The sequence below is a fragment of the Aeromonas sp. S12(2024) genome, from assembly GCF_041402305.1.
GTDB lineage: Bacteria > Pseudomonadota > Gammaproteobacteria > Enterobacterales > Aeromonadaceae > Aeromonas > Aeromonas veronii.
This window is the reverse complement of sequence record NZ_JBGLRB010000011.1, coordinates 100,809-119,489: the sequence shown is the minus strand read 5'-3', so window position 1 is coordinate 119,489 and position 18,681 is coordinate 100,809. Positions and strand designations below refer to the sequence as shown.

Here is an 18,681-nt window from a genome sequence, read left to right as displayed (position 1 = left end):
TTCCCTTACTTGCGAAGCGGTAGAAAAATGGTGAATTCGGTGTGACCCGGCCAGCTGATGCAGTCAATCCGCCCCTTGTGCTGGTCGATCAGGTTCTGGGCGATGGAGAGGCCGAGCCCGGTGCCCCCCTCCTTGCCGGTGATCATCGGGTAGAACAGGGTGTCGCGAATGGCATCGGGAATGCCGGGGCCGTTGTCGATGATCTTGATCTCCGCTGCCAGCCGGTAACGCTGGCCGTGGATGGTGATCTGGAACGCGGTGCGGGTCTTGATGCGGATAAGCCCGGTCTGATCGCCCAGTGCTTCGGCGGCATTGCGCACTATGTTGAGAAACGCCTGCTGCAGCTGATCCGGCTCCATCTCGAATTCGGGAATGCTGGGGTCGTAATCCCGTTCGATGCGCACCGTCGGTGGTAGCTCCAGCTCCACCAGTCGGCGTACCTGCTCCAGCACCGAATGGACATTGTGCATCTGGTGACGGCCGGGGCGCTGGGGGCCGAGCAGCCGATCGACCAGTACCCGCAGCCGATCGGCCTGTTCGATGATGATGCCGGTATATTCGCGCAGCGCCGGATCCGGCAGCTCTTTTTGCAGCAACTGGGCCGCGCCGCGCAGGCCGCCGAGGGGATTCTTGATTTCGTGGGCCAGCCCGCGCACCAGCTCCTTGGCCGCCAGCTGCTGGGCATGTTGCTGCTGCTCCTGACTGATCTTCTTCTGCTGGTCGATCTTGCGCAGCTCCACCACCAGCAGACGTTGTTCGTGGTCGGCCATCGGGGTGGCGCTCAGCTCCACCAGTCTCGGTTCTCCTTCCACCACCAGGGTCACTTCGCTGTCGGTAAAGCCTTGCCCTGACACGAGGCACTGCTTGAGCCGCTGCAAATCGAGGGAGATATGTTCCAGCAGATGGGGCAGTTCGATGCCGATCAGCCTGCGTTCACTGAGGGAGAGCAGCTGTTCAGCCGCCGGGTTGACGAACTGGATGCAGAGCCGCTCATCCATCAGGATCACGGCGGTCAGCAAATTATCCAAGAGTGTTTTGGCGTTGTCCGAGCGGGTTGGCACAGGTTTCTCCCTAAAACGGTGCTACACACCTGTTATGCACCGATATGGTGCATAGAGTTTACCCGCATCGGTGCGCTATATCACCCCTAGTCGGCTTTGGGGGTGGGTTTGGGAGCCGGCGTCACGCTCGCTCTATGCAGGTAAAAGGTGACTGCACTGGATTTAGCAAGGATCGTACCGTCTTTGGCGAGCAGCTCGAGCTGAGCTTCGTGGGCGCCGCGATCGACGTTTTCGACGCGGACAGAGAGGCTGTTGCTGACGATGGGGGCGGCTTTGCCATCCAGGGTCAGGCGCACATCATACTGGGTCGGAGGTTTGGGGCTGATGGTGCCCTGAAAGACGATGTTGCCTGTGTTGTCGCGTAGGGTGCTGCCCTGTTCCGGGGAGAGCAGTTCGATAGTCAGCTTGGCCGCCTCTTTCTCTTTCTTGGCATCGGCGCCGGTCAGGCTGTTGAAGTTATCCACCTGCACCGATCTGGGCGCGCTGCTGCCCAGCAGCGGGGCGACCCGCAGATCGACCTCTTTGGCGTTTTTGCCGGGTGGTGGCGCATCCGAGTAGTGGGTGATGCCATTACCATCGACCCAGGAGTAGACCTTGGCCGCGTCCGCACCGAACGAGGTCAGCAACAGGAGGCTGAGCACCCCTATGCCATGCTTGTTGTTCATCCATCTCTCCTTGACGGTATTTTGCTTAATCCTATCAGAGAAAAAACCCGCCAGATGGCGGGTTTTGTCACGATTAAGCAAGCTGACCAGATTTAAACGGCCAGTCTGCTGAGACTTAGACGGAGTAGTACAGTTCGAACTCCAGCGGGTGCGGGGTCATGCGCACACGGTCAACATCCTGCTGTTTCAGTTCCAGATAGGAGTTGATGAAGTCATCGCTGAACACGCCGCCACGGGTCAGGAACTCGCGGTCAGCATCCAGAGCGGCCAGGGCTTCGTCCAGAGAACCGGCAACGGTCGGCACTTCTGCGGCTTCTTCCGGCGGCAGGTCGTACAAGTTCTTGTCCATGGCATCGCCCGGATGGATCTTGTTGATGATACCGTCCAGACCGGCCATCAGCTGGGCTGCGAAGGCCAGGTACGGGTTGGCAGCCGGATCCGGGAAGCGCACTTCGATACGACGGGCTTTCGGGCTCGGTACCACCGGGATACGGATGGAGGCAGAGCGGTTGCGGGCAGAGTAGGCCAGCATGACCGGTGCTTCATAACCCGGAACCAGACGCTTGTAAGAGTTGGTGGTCGGGTTGGCGAAGGCGTTGATGGCCTTGGCGTGCTTGATGATACCGCCGATGTAGTGCAGAGCCATCTCGGACAGGCCGCCGTACAGGTCACCAGCGAACAGGTTGACGCCGTTCTTGGCCAGAGACTGGTGGCAGTGCATGCCGGAGCCGTTGTCACCGAACATGGGTTTCGGCATGAAGGTAACGGTCTTGTTGTAGGCGTGGGCCACGTTGTGGATCACGTACTTCAGTACCTGCACTTCATCAGCTTTCAGCGTAAGAGTGTTGAAGCGGGTAGCGATCTCGTTCTGACCGGCAGTGGCCACTTCGTGGTGGTGAGCTTCAACGACCTGGCCCATCTCTTCCAGCACCAGACACATGGCGGCGCGGATATCCTGGGAAGAGTCGACCGGTGCAACCGGGAAGTAACCGCCTTTCACGAACGGACGGTGACCCTTGTTGCCATGCTCATAGGCAGTGCCGGAGTTCCATGCGGCTTCTTCAGATTCGATTTTCACGAAGCTGTGGCCCATGGTGTTGGAGAAGGTGATGTTGTCGAACATGAAGAATTCCGGCTCCGGCCCGAACAGCACGGTGTCAGCGATGCCGCTGGACTTCAGGAAATCTTCTGCACGTTTGGCGATGGAGCGCGGATCGCGGTCGTAGCCCTGCATGGTGGCAGGCTCCAGTACGTCACAAACGATGTTCAGGGTGGTCTCTTCGGTGAACGGGTCCAGCTTGGCGGAGGCTGCGTCCGGCATCAGTACCATGTCGGATTCGTTGATGCCTTTCCAGCCGCCGATGGAGGAGCCATCGAACATCTTGCCGTCTTCGAAGAAATCTTCATCAACCTGGTGAGCAGGGATGGATACATGCTGCTCTTTACCCTTGGTGTCGGTAAAGCGCAGATCAACAAACTTGACTTCGTGTTCCTGGATCAGGGCCAAAACGTTCTGGGCTGACATGCTAAGTAACCTCCGGTGTTAAAACTCTCTGGGTGAATGCGTCGTCGTATTCACACAAGCCAGTATCGTGCCAAGTTTGTGACAGCTTGATTTCAGGGCAATCTCGCTGAAGAGGCTCCCCAAAATCAGGCGATCTCGACTCGCGTTGCATCAATTTAGTGCGATGGTGGATCGTTTTGGTGCACTGTAATGGTGCGCGAAATACGGTCACCGCCCATCTAAGCAGGGTTTGTCAGAGAGGTCTATGATCCAGATCTGTTGTTATGCGCGAATGTACTGCAATTCTGCTAGGCAGATCACAAAGGCAAGAGTACAATTAGCGCCCAATTTTACCCGGTGATTGAGGCGAGAATGTTAGAGAATTTACGCAATATTGCGATTATTGCGCACGTTGACCACGGCAAAACGACTCTGGTTGATAAGCTGCTGCAGCAGTCCGGCACCCTGGACCGCTCCACGGAAGGCCAGGAACGGATCATGGACTCCAATGATCTGGAACGGGAACGTGGCATCACCATTCTCGCCAAGAACACTGCGATCCGCTGGAATGACTACCGCATCAACATCGTTGATACCCCGGGTCACGCCGACTTCGGTGGTGAAGTAGAGCGCGTACTGTCCATGGTTGACTCCGTGCTGTTGCTGGTTGACGCCGTAGACGGCCCGATGCCGCAAACCCGTTTCGTGACCCAGAAAGCGTTCGCTCAGGGTCTGAAGCCGATCGTGGTCATCAACAAGGTTGACCGTCCGGGTGCTCGTCCTGACTGGGTAATGGATCAGGTATTCGACCTGTTCGACAACCTGGGCGCGACTGACGAACAGCTGGATTTCAAAGTTGTTTACGCCTCTGCACTGAACGGTTGGGCCACCATGGATCAGGACGTCGAGTCCGAGAACATGGAGCCGCTGTTCCAGGCTATCGTTGACAACGTTGAAGCGCCGAAGGCTGATGCCGAAGGTGGTTTCCAGATGCAGATCTCCCAGCTGGACTACAACTCCTACGTGGGCGTTATCGGTATCGGCCGTATCACCCGTGGTCGCGTCAAGACCAACCAGCAAGTCACCATCGTTGGTGCCGACGGCAAGACCCGTAACGGTAAAGTCGGTCAGGTGTTGGGTTACCTGGGTCTGTCCCGTACTGAAGTTACCGACGCGCAAGCGGGTGACATCATCGCTATCACCGGTCTGGGCGAGCTGAAAATCTCCGACACCATCTGTGATAACGGTGCCGTTGAAGCCCTGCCGCCGCTCTCCGTTGACGAGCCGACCGTGAACATGACCTTCCAGGTCAACACCTCACCGTTCGCCGGTAAAGAGGGCAAGTTCGTGACCTCCCGTAACATTCTAGAGCGTCTGAACCAGGAGCTGGTCCACAACGTGGCCCTGCGCGTGGAAGAGACTGATGATCCGGACAAGTTCCGTGTATCCGGTCGTGGTGAGCTGCACCTCTCCATCCTGATCGAAAACATGCGTCGCGAAGGTTACGAACTGGCTGTGTCCCGTCCGGAAGTAATCCTGCGTACCGTTGATGGCGTTCTGCAAGAACCGTTCGAAACCGTAACTGTGGACGTTGAAGAAGCGCACCAGGGTTCCGTGATGGAGCAACTGGGTCTGCGTAAGGGCGAAATGACCAACATGACTCCGGATGGCAAGGGTCGTGTCCGTCTGGACTTCATGATCCCGAGCCGTGGCCTGATCGGTTTCCAGACCGAGTTCATGACCATGACCTCAGGTACCGGTCTGCTGTACCACACCTTCGACCACTACGGTCCGCACAAGGGTGGCAGCATCGGCGAGCGTCAGAATGGTGTGCTGATCTCCAACGCAACCGGTAAGGCTCTGACCTACGCCCTGTTCGGTCTGCAAGACCGCGGTCGTCTGTTCATCGGTCACGCGACCGAAGTGTACGAAGGCCAGGTGATCGGTATTCACTCCCGTTCCAACGACCTGACTGTTAACTGCCTGAAAGGCAAACAGCTGACCAACATGCGTGCCTCCGGTACCGACGAAGCTCAAGTGCTGACTCCGCCGATCCGCATGACTCTGGAACAGGCTCTCGAGTTCATCGATAACGACGAACTGGTAGAAGTGACTCCGAAGAACATCCGTATCCGCAAGAAATTGCTGACTGAGCTGGATCGTAAGCGCTCTGGCCGTGGTTAATGCCATGTGCTGAGCCTCGGCAGCCTTCGTGGCCGCTGACGGTTCACTGATAAACGGACCCAAACCTCTGGTTTGGGTCCGTTTTTTTATGCCTGTGATCCGCTCTGGTCATCCTGATGAGCTCGTTCAGGCCATCCGGTAATGGGGCTGATGAGCGTAGAGCGAAGGTCGTGGGGATGGGTGAGATAAAAAAGCCGCAGCGGGTGAACGCTGCGGCTTTTTGCTGGCTTGCAGTGAGGGATTACTGGCGCCAGAAGGAGGGGAAGAAGAGCACGGCGACCGTCAGGATCTCCAGTCGTCCCAGCAGCATGCCGAATGACAACAGCCATTTGGCCGATTCCGGCAGGCTGGCAAAGTTGGTGCTGGGGCCGACCACTGGGCCCATGCCCGGGCCAACGTTGGCAACGGCGGTGATGGAGCTGGATATGGCTGTCAGGGGGTCAAGCCCGATGGCGCCCAGCAGTGCGGCTATCACCAGAATGATGGCGAAGTAGGCCAGTACGAAGGAGATCATCGAGCGGATGATGGCGTCATTGACCGTCCGGCCATTGTACTTCTGGGGGAAGACGGCAGAGGGGTGCATCAGCTGGCGCATCTGCTTTCTGAACAGGGCGAATGCCACCTGTACCCGGAAGATCTTGAGACCACCCGCAGTGGAGCCTGAACAGGCCCCAAGAGCCAGCAGCACGATGAAGACGATGCTGGCGAGCGGCCCCCAGGTGCCGAAGTCACCAAGGCCGTAGCCGGTGGTGGTGAGCACCGAGACGATGTTGAAGCAGCTGATGCGCAGGGCATCCCAGAAGCCGAACAGGTCTCTCTCCCACAGATAGAAGGTCATGATGACGGTAACCCAGACCACCAGCCAGAAGAAGCCGCGCACCTGGGCATCCTTGAACAGGCTGTAGTCCCTGTGGTTGAGGCTTTGCACATAGAGCAGGAAGGGCAGGCCGCCGAGAAACATGAACAGGGTGCCAATCCAGTGTGCCGAGTTGGAGAAGTGGGACATGGATTGATCGGAGGTGGAGTAGCCGCCGGTACTGAGAGTGGTCATGGCGTGGTTGATCGCTTCGAACATGTTCATGCCGCTGGCCCAGTAGGCCATGAAGCAGAGCATGGAGAGCACCAGATAGACCACGACGATGTTGTTGGCCACCGTCTTGGCACGCGGGGCGCTTTTGTCTGACCAGTCCGAGCTCTCGGTCTGGAACAGCTTCATGCCGCCGACGTTGAGGTAGGGCAGCACGGCAACCGCCATCACGATAAAGCCAACCCCGCCCAGCCACTGCAGGATGGAACGCCACAACAGGATGCTGTGGGCCATGTTGTCGAGGCCGGAGAGCACGGTGGAGCCCGTGGTGGTTACCCCAGACATAGTCTCGAAGTAGGCGTCGGTGAAGTTGATGTGGGTGATGAAGACAAAGGGCAGGGCGCCGAAGGCGCAGGCCACCACCCAAACCGAGGTGGTGAGCAGGAACATCTCCCGCACCCCCAGATGAAACTCCGCCTTGCGACCGTAGTGGAGGCAGAGCAGGGCAGCGCCGTGGGTGATCAGCACGGACTTGAGAAACTCGACAAATCCCTCTGACCCGGTGAGTAGTGCCAGCAAGGTGGGCAGCCACATGAAGAGCGCCAGCTTGGAGAGCACCAGCCCGAGAGTGAAGATAATGGGACGCAGCTTGATCATGTTCGATAACCTGGTCGTTGATTAACAAAAGACCCGGACCATCCCCTTGGGGGAGCTGAGCCGGGTCTGGTTTGACAGCCTGTGCGCATGAAGACGTTACAGGAAGAAGGGGCTTGGCTGAAACAGCCGCTCCACTTCCGGGATGTACTTCTTGTCCACCAAGAACATGACCACGTGGTCATCCTGCTGGATTTTGGTGCGATCGTGGGCGATCAGTACCTCATCGCCGCGCACTACGGCACCGATAGTGGTACCCGGCGGCAGCTTGAGCTCGCCTACCGTCTTGCCGACCACCTTGGAGGTGTTCTCGTCACCATGGGCAATCGCCTCGATCGCCTCGGCAGCACCGCGGCGCAAGCTGTAGACGTTGGCGATATCGGCCCGGCGCACGTGGGTCAGCAGGGCCGAGATGGTGGCCTGCTGCGGCGAGATGGCGATATCGATGGAGCCACCCTGCACCAGATCCACGTAGGCGCCGCGCTGGATCAGCACCATGGTCTTCTTGGCGCCCATCTTCTTGGCGAGCAGCGCCGACATGATGTTGGCCTCATCCTCGTTGGTCACGGCGATGAAGACGTCGATCTGGTCGATGTGCTCCTCGGCCAGTAGCTCCTGATCCGCCGCATCGCCGCAGAAGACGATGGTGTTCTCCAGCAGTTCGGAGAGCTGCTCCGCCCGCTTCTGGTTGCGCTCGATAAGCTTGACGCTGTAGCGCTTCTCCAGCTGACGGGCGAGGCCTGCGCCGATGTTGCCGCCACCGACGATCATGATGCGGCGGTAGGGGCTCTCTAGGCGCTGCAGCTCCGACATCACGGCACGGATATGGCCCGCGGCGGCGACGAAGAAGACCTCGTCATCCGCTTCGATGATGGTGGTCCCTTGCGGGCGGATCGGGCGGCCCTGACGGAAGATGGCCGCTACCCGGGTCTCGATGTTGGGCATGTGCTCGCGCAGGGTGGAGAGGGCGTTGCCCACCAGCGGGCCACCGTAGTAGGCCTTGACAGCCACGAGACCGACGCGGCCTCCAGCGAAATCAACCACTTGCAGGGCGCCCGGATATTCGATCAGGCGACGTACATAGTCGGTCACCAACTGCTCCGGCGCGATCAGGTGATCCACCGGCACCGATTCCGGCAGGAACAGGCGATCTCGCTCGGTCAGATAGGCCGGCGAGCGGATCCGTGCCACCTTGTTCGGGGTGTTGAACAGGGAGTAGGCCACCTGACAGGCGATCATGTTGGTCTCGTCACTGTTGGTGACGGCGACCAGCATGTCGGCATCCTGAGCACCCGCTTCGCGCAGCACCTTGGGGTGGGCGCCATGACCGTTGACCACCCGCAGGTCAAACTTGTCCTGCAGTTCGCGCAGGCGTTCGCTGTCGGTGTCGACGATGGTGATGTCGTTGTTCTCCCCGGCCAGGTTCTCGGCCAGGGTGCCGCCGACCTGGCCGGCTCCCAAAATGATGATTTTCATAGGGAACGTCTACTCACGTTGAGGCTGTAAAGGGGAGCGCCAGAACGGAGCTGGCGGCTCTCCCGAATGAGGTTTGTCATGCCCGGCTCAGAGCTTGACCAGTTTGGCGTAGTAGAAGCCATCCATCTCGGCTTCACCCGGCAGGAACTGGCGACCCGGGCAGTCCGGGGTGTCCTGTTCGTGCAACGGTACCAATTTGGCATCTTTGGTCGCGGCAAGGAAGGCGCGGATCTGTTCGCGGTTCTCTTCCGGCAATACGGAGCAGGTGGCGTAGAGCAGGGTGCCGCCGCTTTTCAGCTTGCCCCAGAGGGCATTGAGAATGCGGCGCTGCAGCTCGGCCAGCTCGCGGATGTCCTGATCACGGCGCAGCCACTTGATGTCGGGGTGGCGGCGGATCACGCCGGTGGCGGAGCAGGGGGCATCCAGCAGGATGCGGTCGAACTGGCCCTCCGGCCACCACTGTTCCGGCGCCGCGGCATCGCCATGGATCACCTTGGCGCTCAGGCCGATGCGGTCCAGGTTCTCCTGCACCCGCTTGAGGCGGTTTTCGTCGGCATCGACGGCAACCACGCCAGCCAGCTTGGGCTGACGCTCAAGCAGGTGGGCAGTCTTGCCGCCGGGGGCCGCGCAGGCATCCAGCACCCACTCGCCCGGTTGCGGGTCGAGCAGTGCCGCGGCCTGCTGTGCTGCACCATCCTGTACCGAGCAGTCACCGACCTCGAAGCCGGGCAGCTTGGTCACATCGCAGGGACGCTCCAGCAGGATGCAATCCTCGCCCTCTTCACCGGCCACGGCATTGATGCCGGCTTCGGCCATGCGAGCCAGCATGGCATCGCGGCTCTGGCGCTGGCTGTTGTTGCGGATCCACATGGGGGGGCGCTGGTTGTTCGCCTCCATGATGAATTCCCACTCATCGTGATAGGCCTGACGCAGGCGCTTGGTGAGCCACTCCGGATGACCGAGGCGAATGCTGGGAACACGGTCAATACGCAGCAGAATGACTTCGGCGCTGCGCTGGAAGTTGCGCAGCACGCCGTTGATGAGGCCACGCAGGGAGGTGCCCTTGAGCAGTTTGACGGCGTTGACGGTCTCGGCCACCGCGGCGTGAGCCGGAATGCGGGTGTAGATGAGCTGATAGAGACCGACCAGGATGAGGTAGTGGAAAATGCGGCTCTTGTTTTTGAGCGGCTTGTCCATCATCTCGTTGACTGCCGCATCAAGGCGGGGCAGCCAGCGCAGGGTGCCGTAGCAGAGTTCTTGCAGGAGAGCGCGATCGCGAGGTGCAACCTTCTCCTGGGCAGCAGGCAGAACAGCGGAGAGGGATTGACCCTGATCCAGCACCTGTTGAATAACGAGAGCGGCCTGTGCACGTGTTTTCATAGAGTTACCTTAGATGCGCAAGTCGGGGCCTGGGCCCCGCTTGTGTCAATTCAATCCAGTTCAATTCAATTGCGTGCCGGGTTCAAACCAGTCGCGGCGAGAGTTGAGCAGATCCGAAACGGACATCGCCTTCTTGCCGGGCGGTTGCAGGGTTAGCAGGCGCAGTACCCCTTTGCCGGTAGCGATATCGATCCCCTGCTTGTCGGCCTTGAGCAGGGTGCCGGCGGGTTGGCCGTGGTCACTGTCAATGACGGCGGCTTGCCATACCTTGACGGTCTGGTCAGCCACTTCAAACCAGCTGATGGGCCAGGGGTTGAACGAGCGGATGCAGCGTTCGATGGCAACAGCCTCCATCGACCAGTCGATGCGGGCCTCTTCCTTGGAGAGCTTTTCGGCGTAGTTGGCCAGCGCATCATCTTGTGCCTCGGCAGCGGTTTCACCGGCAGCCATGGCATTGATGGTGTCGACCAGTGCCTGAGGGCCCAGCTCGGCCAGCTTGTCATAGAGGCTGGCGGAGGTCTCGTCGGCGGCGATGGGGCAGCTGACCTTGCGGATCATGGCACCGGTATCCAGCCCCACATCCATCTGCATGATGGTGACGCCAGTTTCGGCATCGCCCGCCCAGATGGAGCGCTGGATCGGTGCCGCGCCGCGCCAGCGGGGCAGCAGGGAGCCATGGACGTTGATGCAGCCCAGACGCGGGGTATCGAGCACCACCTTGGGCAGGATCAGGCCATAGGCCACCACCACCATCAGGTCGGCGCCAAGGGCGGCCAGTTCGGCTTGCGCCTCTTCCTTGCGCAGAGAGGCAGGTTGGTAAACCGGCAGGTTGTGGGCCAGTGCCAGCTCTTTGACCGGGCTGGCAGTGAGCTTCTGGCCACGGCCAGCAGGCTTGTCAGGCTGGGTATAAACGGCAACGACCTCGTGGTCGGAAGACAACAACGCCGCCAGGTGACGGGCGGCGAAGTCGGGAGTACCGGCAAAAATCAGTTTCAGCTTATTCAATGGGGCAGATCCTCAGAGGACTTTGCGATCTTCACGGGCCATCTTTTCCAGCTTCTGGCGAATGCGCTGGCGCTTGAGCGGGGACAAGTAATCCACAAACAGCTTGCCGACCAGATGATCCATCTCATGCTGGATGCAGATGGCGAGCAGATCGTCGGCTTCCAGCTCGAACGGCTTGCCGTTGCGATCCAGGGCGCGGATTTTGATCTGTTCGGCGCGAGGCACCAGAGCACGGCTGCCGGGCACGGAGAGGCAACCCTCTTCAATGCCGGTGCTGCCGCACTGCTCGATGACCTCCGGATTGATCAATACCAGAGGATCTTCACGGTTTTCAGAGACATCGATCACTATGATGCGCTGGTGAATGTCGACCTGAGTCGCGGCCAGGCCAATGCCTTCCTCCGCGTACATGGTTTCGAACATATCATCTACAATCTGTTGTAACTCGGGTGTAAAGGTCTCGACAGGGGCTGCAACGGTGCGCAGGCGCTCATCGGGAAAACGCAATACATCTAGAATGGCCATAGTTTTTTCTTTAGTTTCGTATAAATGCAGTCAATATTGGCGTAATTCTAGTCATTTACGCCGACAAAAAACAGCAACACTTTGCGTACAGAAGTAACAGGGAGTGTTATGTATCTGAAGCAAACCATCCTCGCCTGCCTGCTGGTGACCGTGAGTCAGGCAGCACTGGCCGATCAGCTGAGGCTGAAAGCGGGTTACCCCGAAAGCTATGTAGTGCAAAAAGGCGACACCCTGTGGGATATCTCCGGCAAGTATCTTTCCGAACCCTGGCTCTGGCCCCGTCTCTGGAATATCAATCCGCAGATTGCCAATCCTCACTGGATCTACCCCGGTGATGTACTGCATCTGAGCTGGGTCAATGGTGAACCCCGACTCGGCAAGGCGATGCAGGGTGGCAAGCAAGTTATCCGTCTCGGTCCGAAAACCCGTTACGAGAACAAAGCCAACCCCATTCCGACCCTGCCTATCAGCGAGATAGGCCCCTTCCTGCAAACCGACCATATTCTGGCTGACAGCCAGCAGCAGAAAACCTTGCCCTATCTGCTGGGGTCGGATCAGAAACATATCGGCATGCTGGAGGGGGACACCCTCTATGTGCAGGGCTCCCTGACACCGGGGCAGGTCTATGGCATTTATCATCCCGGAGTGGTCTACAAGGATCGCGAAACCGGTGAACTGCTGGGCCAGGAGGCGATCTTTGCCGGTGTGGTGCGGGCCGTGGCGCGTCTTGATGGCGATCGGACTGAAGTTACCCTCACTCATAACCAGCGCGAAGTGCTGCAGGGCGACAAGGTGATGCCGCTGCCGGCTCAGGAGAACATGCCCGCCGTCTTCACACCGAAAGCGGCACCTGCCATCACGCCGGGCTATATCATCGATTTGCCGAACAAGACCCGGGGTGGTGGCAAGTTTGATGTGGTGCTGATCAACCGGGGTGGCCGCGATCAACTGGTCGCCGGGGATGTACTGGATGTCAGACGGCCCGGTGCTGCCTTGGTCACCAAGAATGGCGATGTGCAGTACAAGGAGCTCTCGTCGGTTTTTAACCGGGTGTTTTACAGCAGCAACAAGAAGGCACCACTGCCCTCTGAAGCGATTGCCCGCGTCATGTTGTTCAAGGTGTATGACAAGCTGAGTTACGGTCTCATCATGCAGAGTAACGACATGGTGAGTGCGGGTTATCAGGTCACTCACTTCTGACGTGAACTACCCCGACGCGCGTCTGGCGCTCTGGCTCACTCTCGATGCGGTCACCGGTATCGGTCCGGTGACCGCTGCACGTCTGTTGGAGCGGGCCGGGGGAAGTATTGAGGCCCTGTTTCAGAGCGATGAAGCGCAACTGCATGGTATGGGGTTGTTGTCAGAGCAGATCAAACAACTGCGCTGGCCCTCGCCGGTGGTTGAGCAGAGCCTGGCTTGGGCCGCTTTGCCTGACAATATCCTTATTCCGCAAGATCACCCGATTTATCCACCCTTGTTGCGGGACATTCCCGCGGCCCCCCTGTTGCTCTACTGTCGTGGCGATCTTGCTACGCTGTCGCTACCCCAGCTGGCAATGGTGGGGACACGCCATCCTACCTATGCAGGCAAAGATAATGCATCCCGCCTCTGTAGCGAGCTGGTTGGATGCGGGTTAGCTATCACCTCGGGCCTTGCGCTCGGTATCGATGGTGTTTGCCATCAGCAAGCGCTGGCTTGTGGCGGTATTACCCTTGCCGTGTTGGGGTCCGGGCTGGATTGCCTCTACCCCAAACGCCACCAGGGGCTGGCAGGTCAGATTCTGGAGAGTGGTGGCTTGCTTATCTCCGAGCTGGCGCCGGATAAAGGGCCGCTGGCTGAACATTTTCCTCGTCGCAACCGTATTATCAGTGGTCTGTCGCTGGGAACTCTGGTGGTGGAGGCGACCGAGCAGAGCGGTTCGCTGATCACAGCTCGCTATGCGCTTGAACAGGGGCGTGAAGTGTTTGCAGTACCCGGTGCCCCGCAAAACGCCCAGGCAATAGGGTGCAACAGATTAATTCAGCAGGGGGCCAAACTTGTGCTGAGTGCGGCCGATATAGTGGAAGAGCTGCCAGAGTGGGTCGCACGGCCACATTCGTCGGCCATACCATCTGAGCAACCGCATAATAGCGAATTGCCTTATGCCGATTTGTTGGATAACGTAGATTATGAGACCACGAGCGTGGATACCGTTGCCGAACGGGCCCAGCTTCCTGTCGAAGTGGTATTGGGCAGGTTGGTAGAGCTGGAGCTGGCCGGTGCAGTGATGGCGGTAGCCGGTGGATACGTCAGAGCGAGGAGGGCGAATCATGTTTGATGTATTGATGTACCTTTTCGAGACCTACATCCACAGCGATGCAGATGTGATGGTCGAGCAGGATGAGCTCACCGACGAGTTGAGCCGGGCCGGTTTCGATAAAGAAGAGATCGACAAGGCGCTCGACTGGCTGGAGCGGCTGGCCAATCTGCACGATAGCGAGCGGGAGGTCTATGTCACCGCCAGCGCGCAAGGCTCGATGCGTATCTACGCTCCGCAAGAGCTGGCACGCCTCAGCACCGAGTGCCGCGGCTTCCTGCTCTTTCTGGAACAGGCCCAGGTGCTGAATGCCGAAACCCGCGAAATCTGTATCGAGCGCCTGCTCGAGCTGGACAAGCCGGATATCGAGCTGGATGACCTGAAGTGGGTCGTCATGATGGTGCTGTTCAACGTGCCGGGCAGTGAAAATGCCTACCAGCAGATGGAAGAGCTGGTGTTTGATGAGTCAGACGGCGTCATTCACTGACAGTCCGGTGCCGCGCTGGTAGAATTCAGGCCATCTGGATTTCAAGGCGCGGCCCATGTCAAAAATCGATCATCACCTCTTTTCAGCCCACGAACATGCCTTCGAGCGCGAGCCGTGCCCGCAGTGCGGGGCCGAGCTGGTGATCCGCCAGGGCAAACATGGCCCCTTTCTCGGCTGTTCTGCCTATCCTGCCTGTGATTACATTCGCTCCCTGACGCCATCCGGCCGCGACATCGAAAAGGTGCTCGAAGGCTCTGCCTGTCCCGATTGCGGAGAGCCGCTGGCGATCAAGAAGGGGCGTTACGGTCTGTTTGTCGGCTGCACTCAGTATCCGGCCTGTCAGCACATCGAATCCCTGCAGGAGAGCGATGATACCCAGATCCTCTGCCCCGAGTGCAGCAAGGGTCATCTGGTGAGCCGCACCTCCCGCTACGGCAAGCAGTTTTACTCCTGTGATGGCTATCCCCATTGCAAATATGTGGTGAACGACAAGCCGATCCCCATGCCTTGCCCCGCGTGTGGTTGGGGCATCATGGTAGAGAAAAAAGTGAGGGGAACTCTGCGTTGGGTCTGTCCGCAAAAGAAATGCGGCCACCAAAGTGAGCAGGTATAATCCCGCCGCCGCAACCGGATTGAAACGTTTTCGGTGAACTTCAACCCCCCACTTGGAGTAAGGAAATTCCCACCATGAATAAACCCTTTGTTGCCGTATTGATGGGCTCTGATTCTGATTTCCCCGTGATGCAGACCACCCTCGAGGTGCTCAAGTCATTTGATATCGCAGTGGAAGTCAAAGTCACCTCCGCGCACCGCACGCCGGCTGCGACCCATCAGTATGTGACCGATGCCGAGGCCCGTGGCTGCAAGGTCTTTATCTGTGCTGCCGGTCTGGCGGCGCATCTGGCGGGTGCCGTAGCCGGCATCACGACTCGTCCAGTGATCGGGGTGCCCATCGATGGTGGCCCGCTCAAGGGGCTGGATGCGTTGCTCTCCACCGTGCAGATGCCGGGTGGTGTGCCGGTAGCGACCGTGGCGATCGGCAAAGCCGGTGCCAAGAACGCAGGTTATCTGGCAGCCCAGATGCTGGCAGTAGCCGATGATGAACTGGCGGCCAAGGTTCGGGCCGAACGCCAGAAGAATGCCGAAGAGGTGATGGCCAAGGATGCCGCCCTGCAGGCTCAACTCAAGTAAGTGAACGGGTGGCGATCCGGATGTGTCGTATTTTTCCTGTGCTACAGCAAAACGTCACTTTGTTGTGGTCGCCGCCGTATGGATTCAACTTGCTACTAAGCGACGAGGCGGCAGCCTGGCTGCCGCATTTTTCCTATGCCAAATGAATTTGAACAGGCGGTTGCCGCCCTCCAGCAGGAAGGGGTGATCGCTTATGCGACCGAGGCCGTGTTTGGTCTGGGATGTGATCCCGACTCCGAAGTGGCGGTGCAGCGACTGCTGGCCATCAAGCAGCGTCCGGTAGAGAAGGGGTTGATCCTGATTGCTGCCGACATGGCACAGCTGCAGGACTACATCGATCTGAGCCAACTTAGCGGTGAGCAACTGGCTCGGGTTGAAGCCAGCTGGCCCGGCCCCTTTACCTGGATCATGCCTGCCCGTGCAACGACGCCGGCCTGGCTGACCGGGCAGTTCGAGACACTGGCGGTGCGCGTGACGGCTCATCCTCAGGTACAGGCGTTGTGCCGTGCCTTTGGTAAGCCGCTGGTCTCTACCAGCGCCAACCTGACCGGTGAGGTGCCTGCCCGTCGGGTGGCCGATATTGGTGAGCGGCTGGCAAGCAAGTTGGCCTATATCCTGCCCGGTGAAGTGGGTGGTCAAGCTAACCCCTCCGAGATCAAGGACGCCCGAACCGGCGCCATTATCCGCCCCTCCTGAGCGGGCGGATACGTCATGATTTGCTATCAATCTGCTGAGCGGTGAGCTCATCTGATTGATTTAACTATAAAAATGGACAGGGCGTTCACGATCCTGCCTGACTGGAGACAAGATGAGCAAACCGGATGTGGCCCAGGTCAAGGCCTTCCTGTTGCAGTTGCAGGACGAGATCTGCCGTGGTCTGGAGCAGGCCGATGGCAGTGGACCCTTTGTGGAAGATGCCTGGAGCCGTGAAGGCGGTGGCGGTGGTCGCACCCGTGTGCTGCGCCACGGCGCGGTGATCGAGCAGGGGGGCGTCAACTTCTCCCATGTCTATGGCGATGCCATGCCTGCCTCTGCTACAGCCCATCGGCCAGAGTTGGCCGGTCGCAAGTTCGAGGCGATGGGCGTGTCGCTGGTGATCCATCCGCACAACCCCTATGTGCCGACCAGCCACGCCAACGTCCGTTTCTTCATCGCCGAGAAGGAAGGCGAAGAGCCCATTTGGTGGTTTGGCGGTGGCTTCGATTTGACGCCCTTCTATCCGTTTGCCGAGGATGTGCAGCACTGGCATCAGGTCTCCCGTGATCTCTGCCAGCCGTTCGGTGATGAGATCTACCCCGAGTTCAAATCCTGGTGCGATCGCTACTTCTTCCTCAAGCACCGCAACGAGACACGAGGGGTGGGCGGTCTCTTCTTCGACGATCTGAATTGCTGGCCTTTTGCCGACTGCTTTGCCTTTATGCAAGCGGTAGGTCGGGGTTATCTCGATGCCTACCTGCCGATCATCGAACGACGCAAGGCGCTGCCCTATGGCGAGCGGGAGCGGGAGTTCCAGCTCTATCGTCGCGGTCGCTATGTGGAGTTCAATCTGGTGTATGACCGGGGCACCCTGTTCGGGCTGCAGACCGGCGGACGTACCGAGTCGATCCTGATGTCGATGCCACCGCTGGCCCGTTGGGAGTATGACTGGCAGCCGGAGGCGGGCACTCCTGAAGCCTTGCTCTACACCGATTACCTCACGCCGCGAGAGTGGCTGTGACCCGAGGGACCATGATGGTCCCTTTTTACTGGCCGTTATTCGGCTTGTTCCCGAGAGTGAAAACCCGTTAAATCGGAATATTGCCCTCTGATGGAATTCATTGATGGATCGTTATCTGGTTTTTGGCCACCCGGTGCGCCACAGCAAGTCCCCCTTCATTCACACCCTGTTTGCCAGACAAACCCAGCAAGAGCTGGAGTATGGGTTGGCTGAACCCGCCGTCGACGAGTTTGCCCAAGCCCTGCGCACCTTCTTTGACCAAGGGGGCAAGGGATGCAATGTCACCGTTCCCTTCAAGGAGCAGGCATTCACTCTGGTCGATCGCTTGAGCCCGAGGGCCAAGCGGGCGGGCGCGGTCAATACCATCAAGCTGACCGATGATGGCGTGTTGCTGGGGGATAATACCGATGGTGCCGGATTGGTCGCCGATCTCAAGTCCCATGGTGTGACGCTGGCGGATAGCCGGATCCTGCTGCTGGGTGCCGGTGGCGCGGCTCGCGGTGCATTGGCGCCGCTGCTGGCAGAGCTGCCGAGCGAGCTGGTGATCGCCAACCGTACCCACACAAAAGCGCAACAGTTGGCTGCCGAATTCCACGATCTGGGGCCTGTGACTGCCCAGATCTATGAGCAGTTGGCAGGGCCATTCGATCTCGTCATCAATTCGACTTCTGCCAGCCTGCAAGGAGAGCTGCCGCCGTTGGCCCCTGCCCTGATCCACACTGATATTGCCATCTACGACATGATGTATGGCGCCTCGGATACGGCGTTTATCTGTTGGGCCAAACAGCATGGGGCCCGTCAAACCATGGATGGACTCGGCATGCTGGTGGAACAGGCCGCCGAAGCGTTTACCGTGTGGCGCGGAATTCGTCCCGGGACTAAACAGGTATTGAGAGAGTTGAAGCGTAACTTGGGGGTGATATGAACCAGGGTATTCTGTTTCCTGATCTGATGGAGTGGCAGGCTGACGAACAGCGGGTGCGTTTTCCTGCCCAGCAGATGGGGGCGCTGATAGATTGTTACATCAGTCAGCGGCGGCTGGAGAGAATGACAGGTCTGGCGCTGACGAGGGAGGATGACATCGTCAGAGCCTTCGAAAGTGTACGTTTTGATATTGAAGATATGGCTGAAAAACTCATTGAAGAACAAGAGTTTGCTGAAGATGGCGCTATCTACCTCTGATTTTTCAAAGTTTTTTTGTTTTGTAGCGGAACTACTTTGAAATGGCGCTGACTAACTAGATAGTTGAGGAAGTGCTAGCTAGTCACCTTTATAACTCCCCGGTATTCGTACTGGGGATTTTTTTATCTGCATGAAAGTAAAAGGTTTTTTCTTAATCTGTAAGTTGTGAAACTAAATTACATAAATTACTTTCACTTTCTGCTGCTTTGCTGTACAGTTGTCTGCGTAGGGTACAGAGGTAAGATGTTCTATCTTTCAGACCTTTTATTTCACGTAATTGAATGTGGCTGAATAGCTGCCCCGATGAGGTTCTCGTCGGGGTGTTTT

At 58.6% G+C, this 18,681-nt stretch carries 18 protein-coding genes; 10 read left to right on the top strand and 8 right to left on the bottom strand.

Annotation, left to right across the window (positions count from 1 at the left end; all coding sequences use genetic code 11):
• Positions 1-5 precede the first annotated feature (5 nt).
• The 3 genes from glnL to glnA all read right to left on the bottom strand — a co-directional run bounded on the left by glnL (position 6) and on the right by glnA (position 3,251).
• Positions 6-1,061 (bottom strand): nitrogen regulation protein NR(II), encoded by a 1,056-nt coding sequence (glnL, locus tag ACB035_RS12350; RefSeq protein WP_005341973.1) that lies wholly within the window; start codon positions 1,059-1,061, stop codon positions 6-8.
• 86 nt (positions 1,062-1,147) lie between these two features.
• On the bottom strand, positions 1,148-1,726 hold the full coding sequence (locus tag ACB035_RS12345) for a DUF4124 domain-containing protein (RefSeq protein WP_005356205.1): 579 nt from the start codon (positions 1,724-1,726) through the stop codon (positions 1,148-1,150).
• A gap of 115 nt (positions 1,727-1,841) precedes the next feature.
• A complete protein-coding gene (glnA, locus tag ACB035_RS12340; RefSeq protein WP_005339672.1) occupies positions 1,842-3,251 on the bottom strand; it encodes a glutamate--ammonia ligase in 1,410 nt (469 codons plus the stop codon).
• A gap of 351 nt (positions 3,252-3,602) precedes the next feature.
• Between glnA and typA the strand changes: the two genes are divergently transcribed.
• Positions 3,603-5,414, top strand: a complete 1,812-nt coding sequence (typA, locus tag ACB035_RS12335; protein WP_005339679.1) for a translational GTPase TypA — start codon at positions 3,603-3,605, stop codon at positions 5,412-5,414.
• A gap of 241 nt (positions 5,415-5,655) precedes the next feature.
• Here the strand turns inward: typA and ACB035_RS12330 are convergent, their stop codons facing one another.
• The 5 genes from ACB035_RS12330 to def form a co-directional block, all read right to left on the bottom strand.
• Positions 5,656-7,098, bottom strand: a complete 1,443-nt coding sequence (locus tag ACB035_RS12330) for a TrkH family potassium uptake protein (protein WP_042054858.1) — start codon at positions 7,096-7,098, stop codon at positions 5,656-5,658.
• Between the two features lie 96 nt (positions 7,099-7,194).
• Positions 7,195-8,571 carry a Trk system potassium transporter TrkA gene (gene trkA / locus ACB035_RS12325; RefSeq protein WP_005339689.1) on the bottom strand — a complete coding sequence of 459 codons (1,377 nt, stop codon included), beginning with the start codon at positions 8,569-8,571 and terminating at the stop codon, positions 7,195-7,197.
• Between the two features lie 87 nt (positions 8,572-8,658).
• Complete coding sequence (gene rsmB, locus ACB035_RS12320; RefSeq protein WP_128834727.1) at positions 8,659-9,951, bottom strand: 16S rRNA (cytosine(967)-C(5))-methyltransferase RsmB; 1,293 nt, start codon at positions 9,949-9,951, stop codon at positions 8,659-8,661.
• Positions 9,952-10,011: 60 nt separating this feature from the next.
• Positions 10,012-10,956, bottom strand: a complete 945-nt coding sequence (gene fmt, locus ACB035_RS12315; protein WP_005357507.1) for a methionyl-tRNA formyltransferase — start codon at positions 10,954-10,956, stop codon at positions 10,012-10,014.
• A 12-nt stretch (positions 10,957-10,968) separates the two neighbouring features.
• The gene (def, locus tag ACB035_RS12310; RefSeq protein ID WP_005357510.1) at positions 10,969-11,481 is read right to left on the bottom strand and encodes a peptide deformylase; all 513 of its coding nucleotides are present in this window, start codon (positions 11,479-11,481) and stop codon (positions 10,969-10,971) included.
• Positions 11,482-11,589: 108 nt separating this feature from the next.
• Here def and ACB035_RS12305 point away from each other — a divergent pair, with 108 nt between their 5' ends.
• The 9 genes from ACB035_RS12305 to ACB035_RS12265 all read left to right on the top strand — a co-directional run bounded on the left by ACB035_RS12305 (position 11,590) and on the right by ACB035_RS12265 (position 18,354).
• The gene (locus ACB035_RS12305) at positions 11,590-12,681 is read left to right on the top strand and encodes a LysM peptidoglycan-binding domain-containing protein (protein WP_005339696.1); all 1,092 of its coding nucleotides are present in this window, start codon (positions 11,590-11,592) and stop codon (positions 12,679-12,681) included.
• Between the two features lies 1 nt (position 12,682).
• The gene (gene dprA / locus ACB035_RS12300) at positions 12,683-13,798 is read left to right on the top strand and encodes a DNA-processing protein DprA (protein ID WP_371167378.1); all 1,116 of its coding nucleotides are present in this window, start codon (positions 12,683-12,685) and stop codon (positions 13,796-13,798) included.
• Entirely contained in the window at positions 13,791-14,264 is a 474-nt protein-coding gene (locus ACB035_RS12295) for a DUF494 family protein (protein ID WP_005339699.1), read from the top strand. Before dprA ends, ACB035_RS12295 begins: the two co-directional genes overlap by 8 nt.
• Positions 14,265-14,319: 55 nt before the next feature.
• A complete protein-coding gene (locus ACB035_RS12290) occupies positions 14,320-14,877 on the top strand; it encodes a type I DNA topoisomerase (RefSeq protein ID WP_129504918.1) in 558 nt (185 codons plus the stop codon).
• A gap of 74 nt (positions 14,878-14,951) precedes the next feature.
• Positions 14,952-15,455, top strand: coding sequence for a 5-(carboxyamino)imidazole ribonucleotide mutase (purE, locus tag ACB035_RS12285; protein WP_005339704.1), 504 nt, complete (start codon positions 14,952-14,954; stop codon positions 15,453-15,455).
• Positions 15,456-15,590: 135 nt separating this feature from the next.
• Complete coding sequence (locus ACB035_RS12280; RefSeq protein ID WP_371167377.1) at positions 15,591-16,151, top strand: Sua5/YciO/YrdC/YwlC family protein; 561 nt, start codon at positions 15,591-15,593, stop codon at positions 16,149-16,151.
• A 112-nt stretch (positions 16,152-16,263) separates the two neighbouring features.
• Positions 16,264-17,172, top strand: coding sequence for an oxygen-dependent coproporphyrinogen oxidase (gene hemF, locus ACB035_RS12275; protein WP_371167376.1), 909 nt, complete (start codon positions 16,264-16,266; stop codon positions 17,170-17,172).
• A 103-nt stretch (positions 17,173-17,275) separates the two neighbouring features.
• Entirely contained in the window at positions 17,276-18,097 is an 822-nt protein-coding gene (gene aroE / locus ACB035_RS12270) for a shikimate dehydrogenase (RefSeq protein ID WP_371167375.1), read from the top strand.
• Positions 18,094-18,354, top strand: a complete 261-nt coding sequence (locus tag ACB035_RS12265; RefSeq protein WP_019445781.1) for a DUF1488 domain-containing protein — start codon at positions 18,094-18,096, stop codon at positions 18,352-18,354. Before aroE ends, ACB035_RS12265 begins: the two co-directional genes overlap by 4 nt.
• Positions 18,355-18,681: the final 327 nt, after the last annotated feature.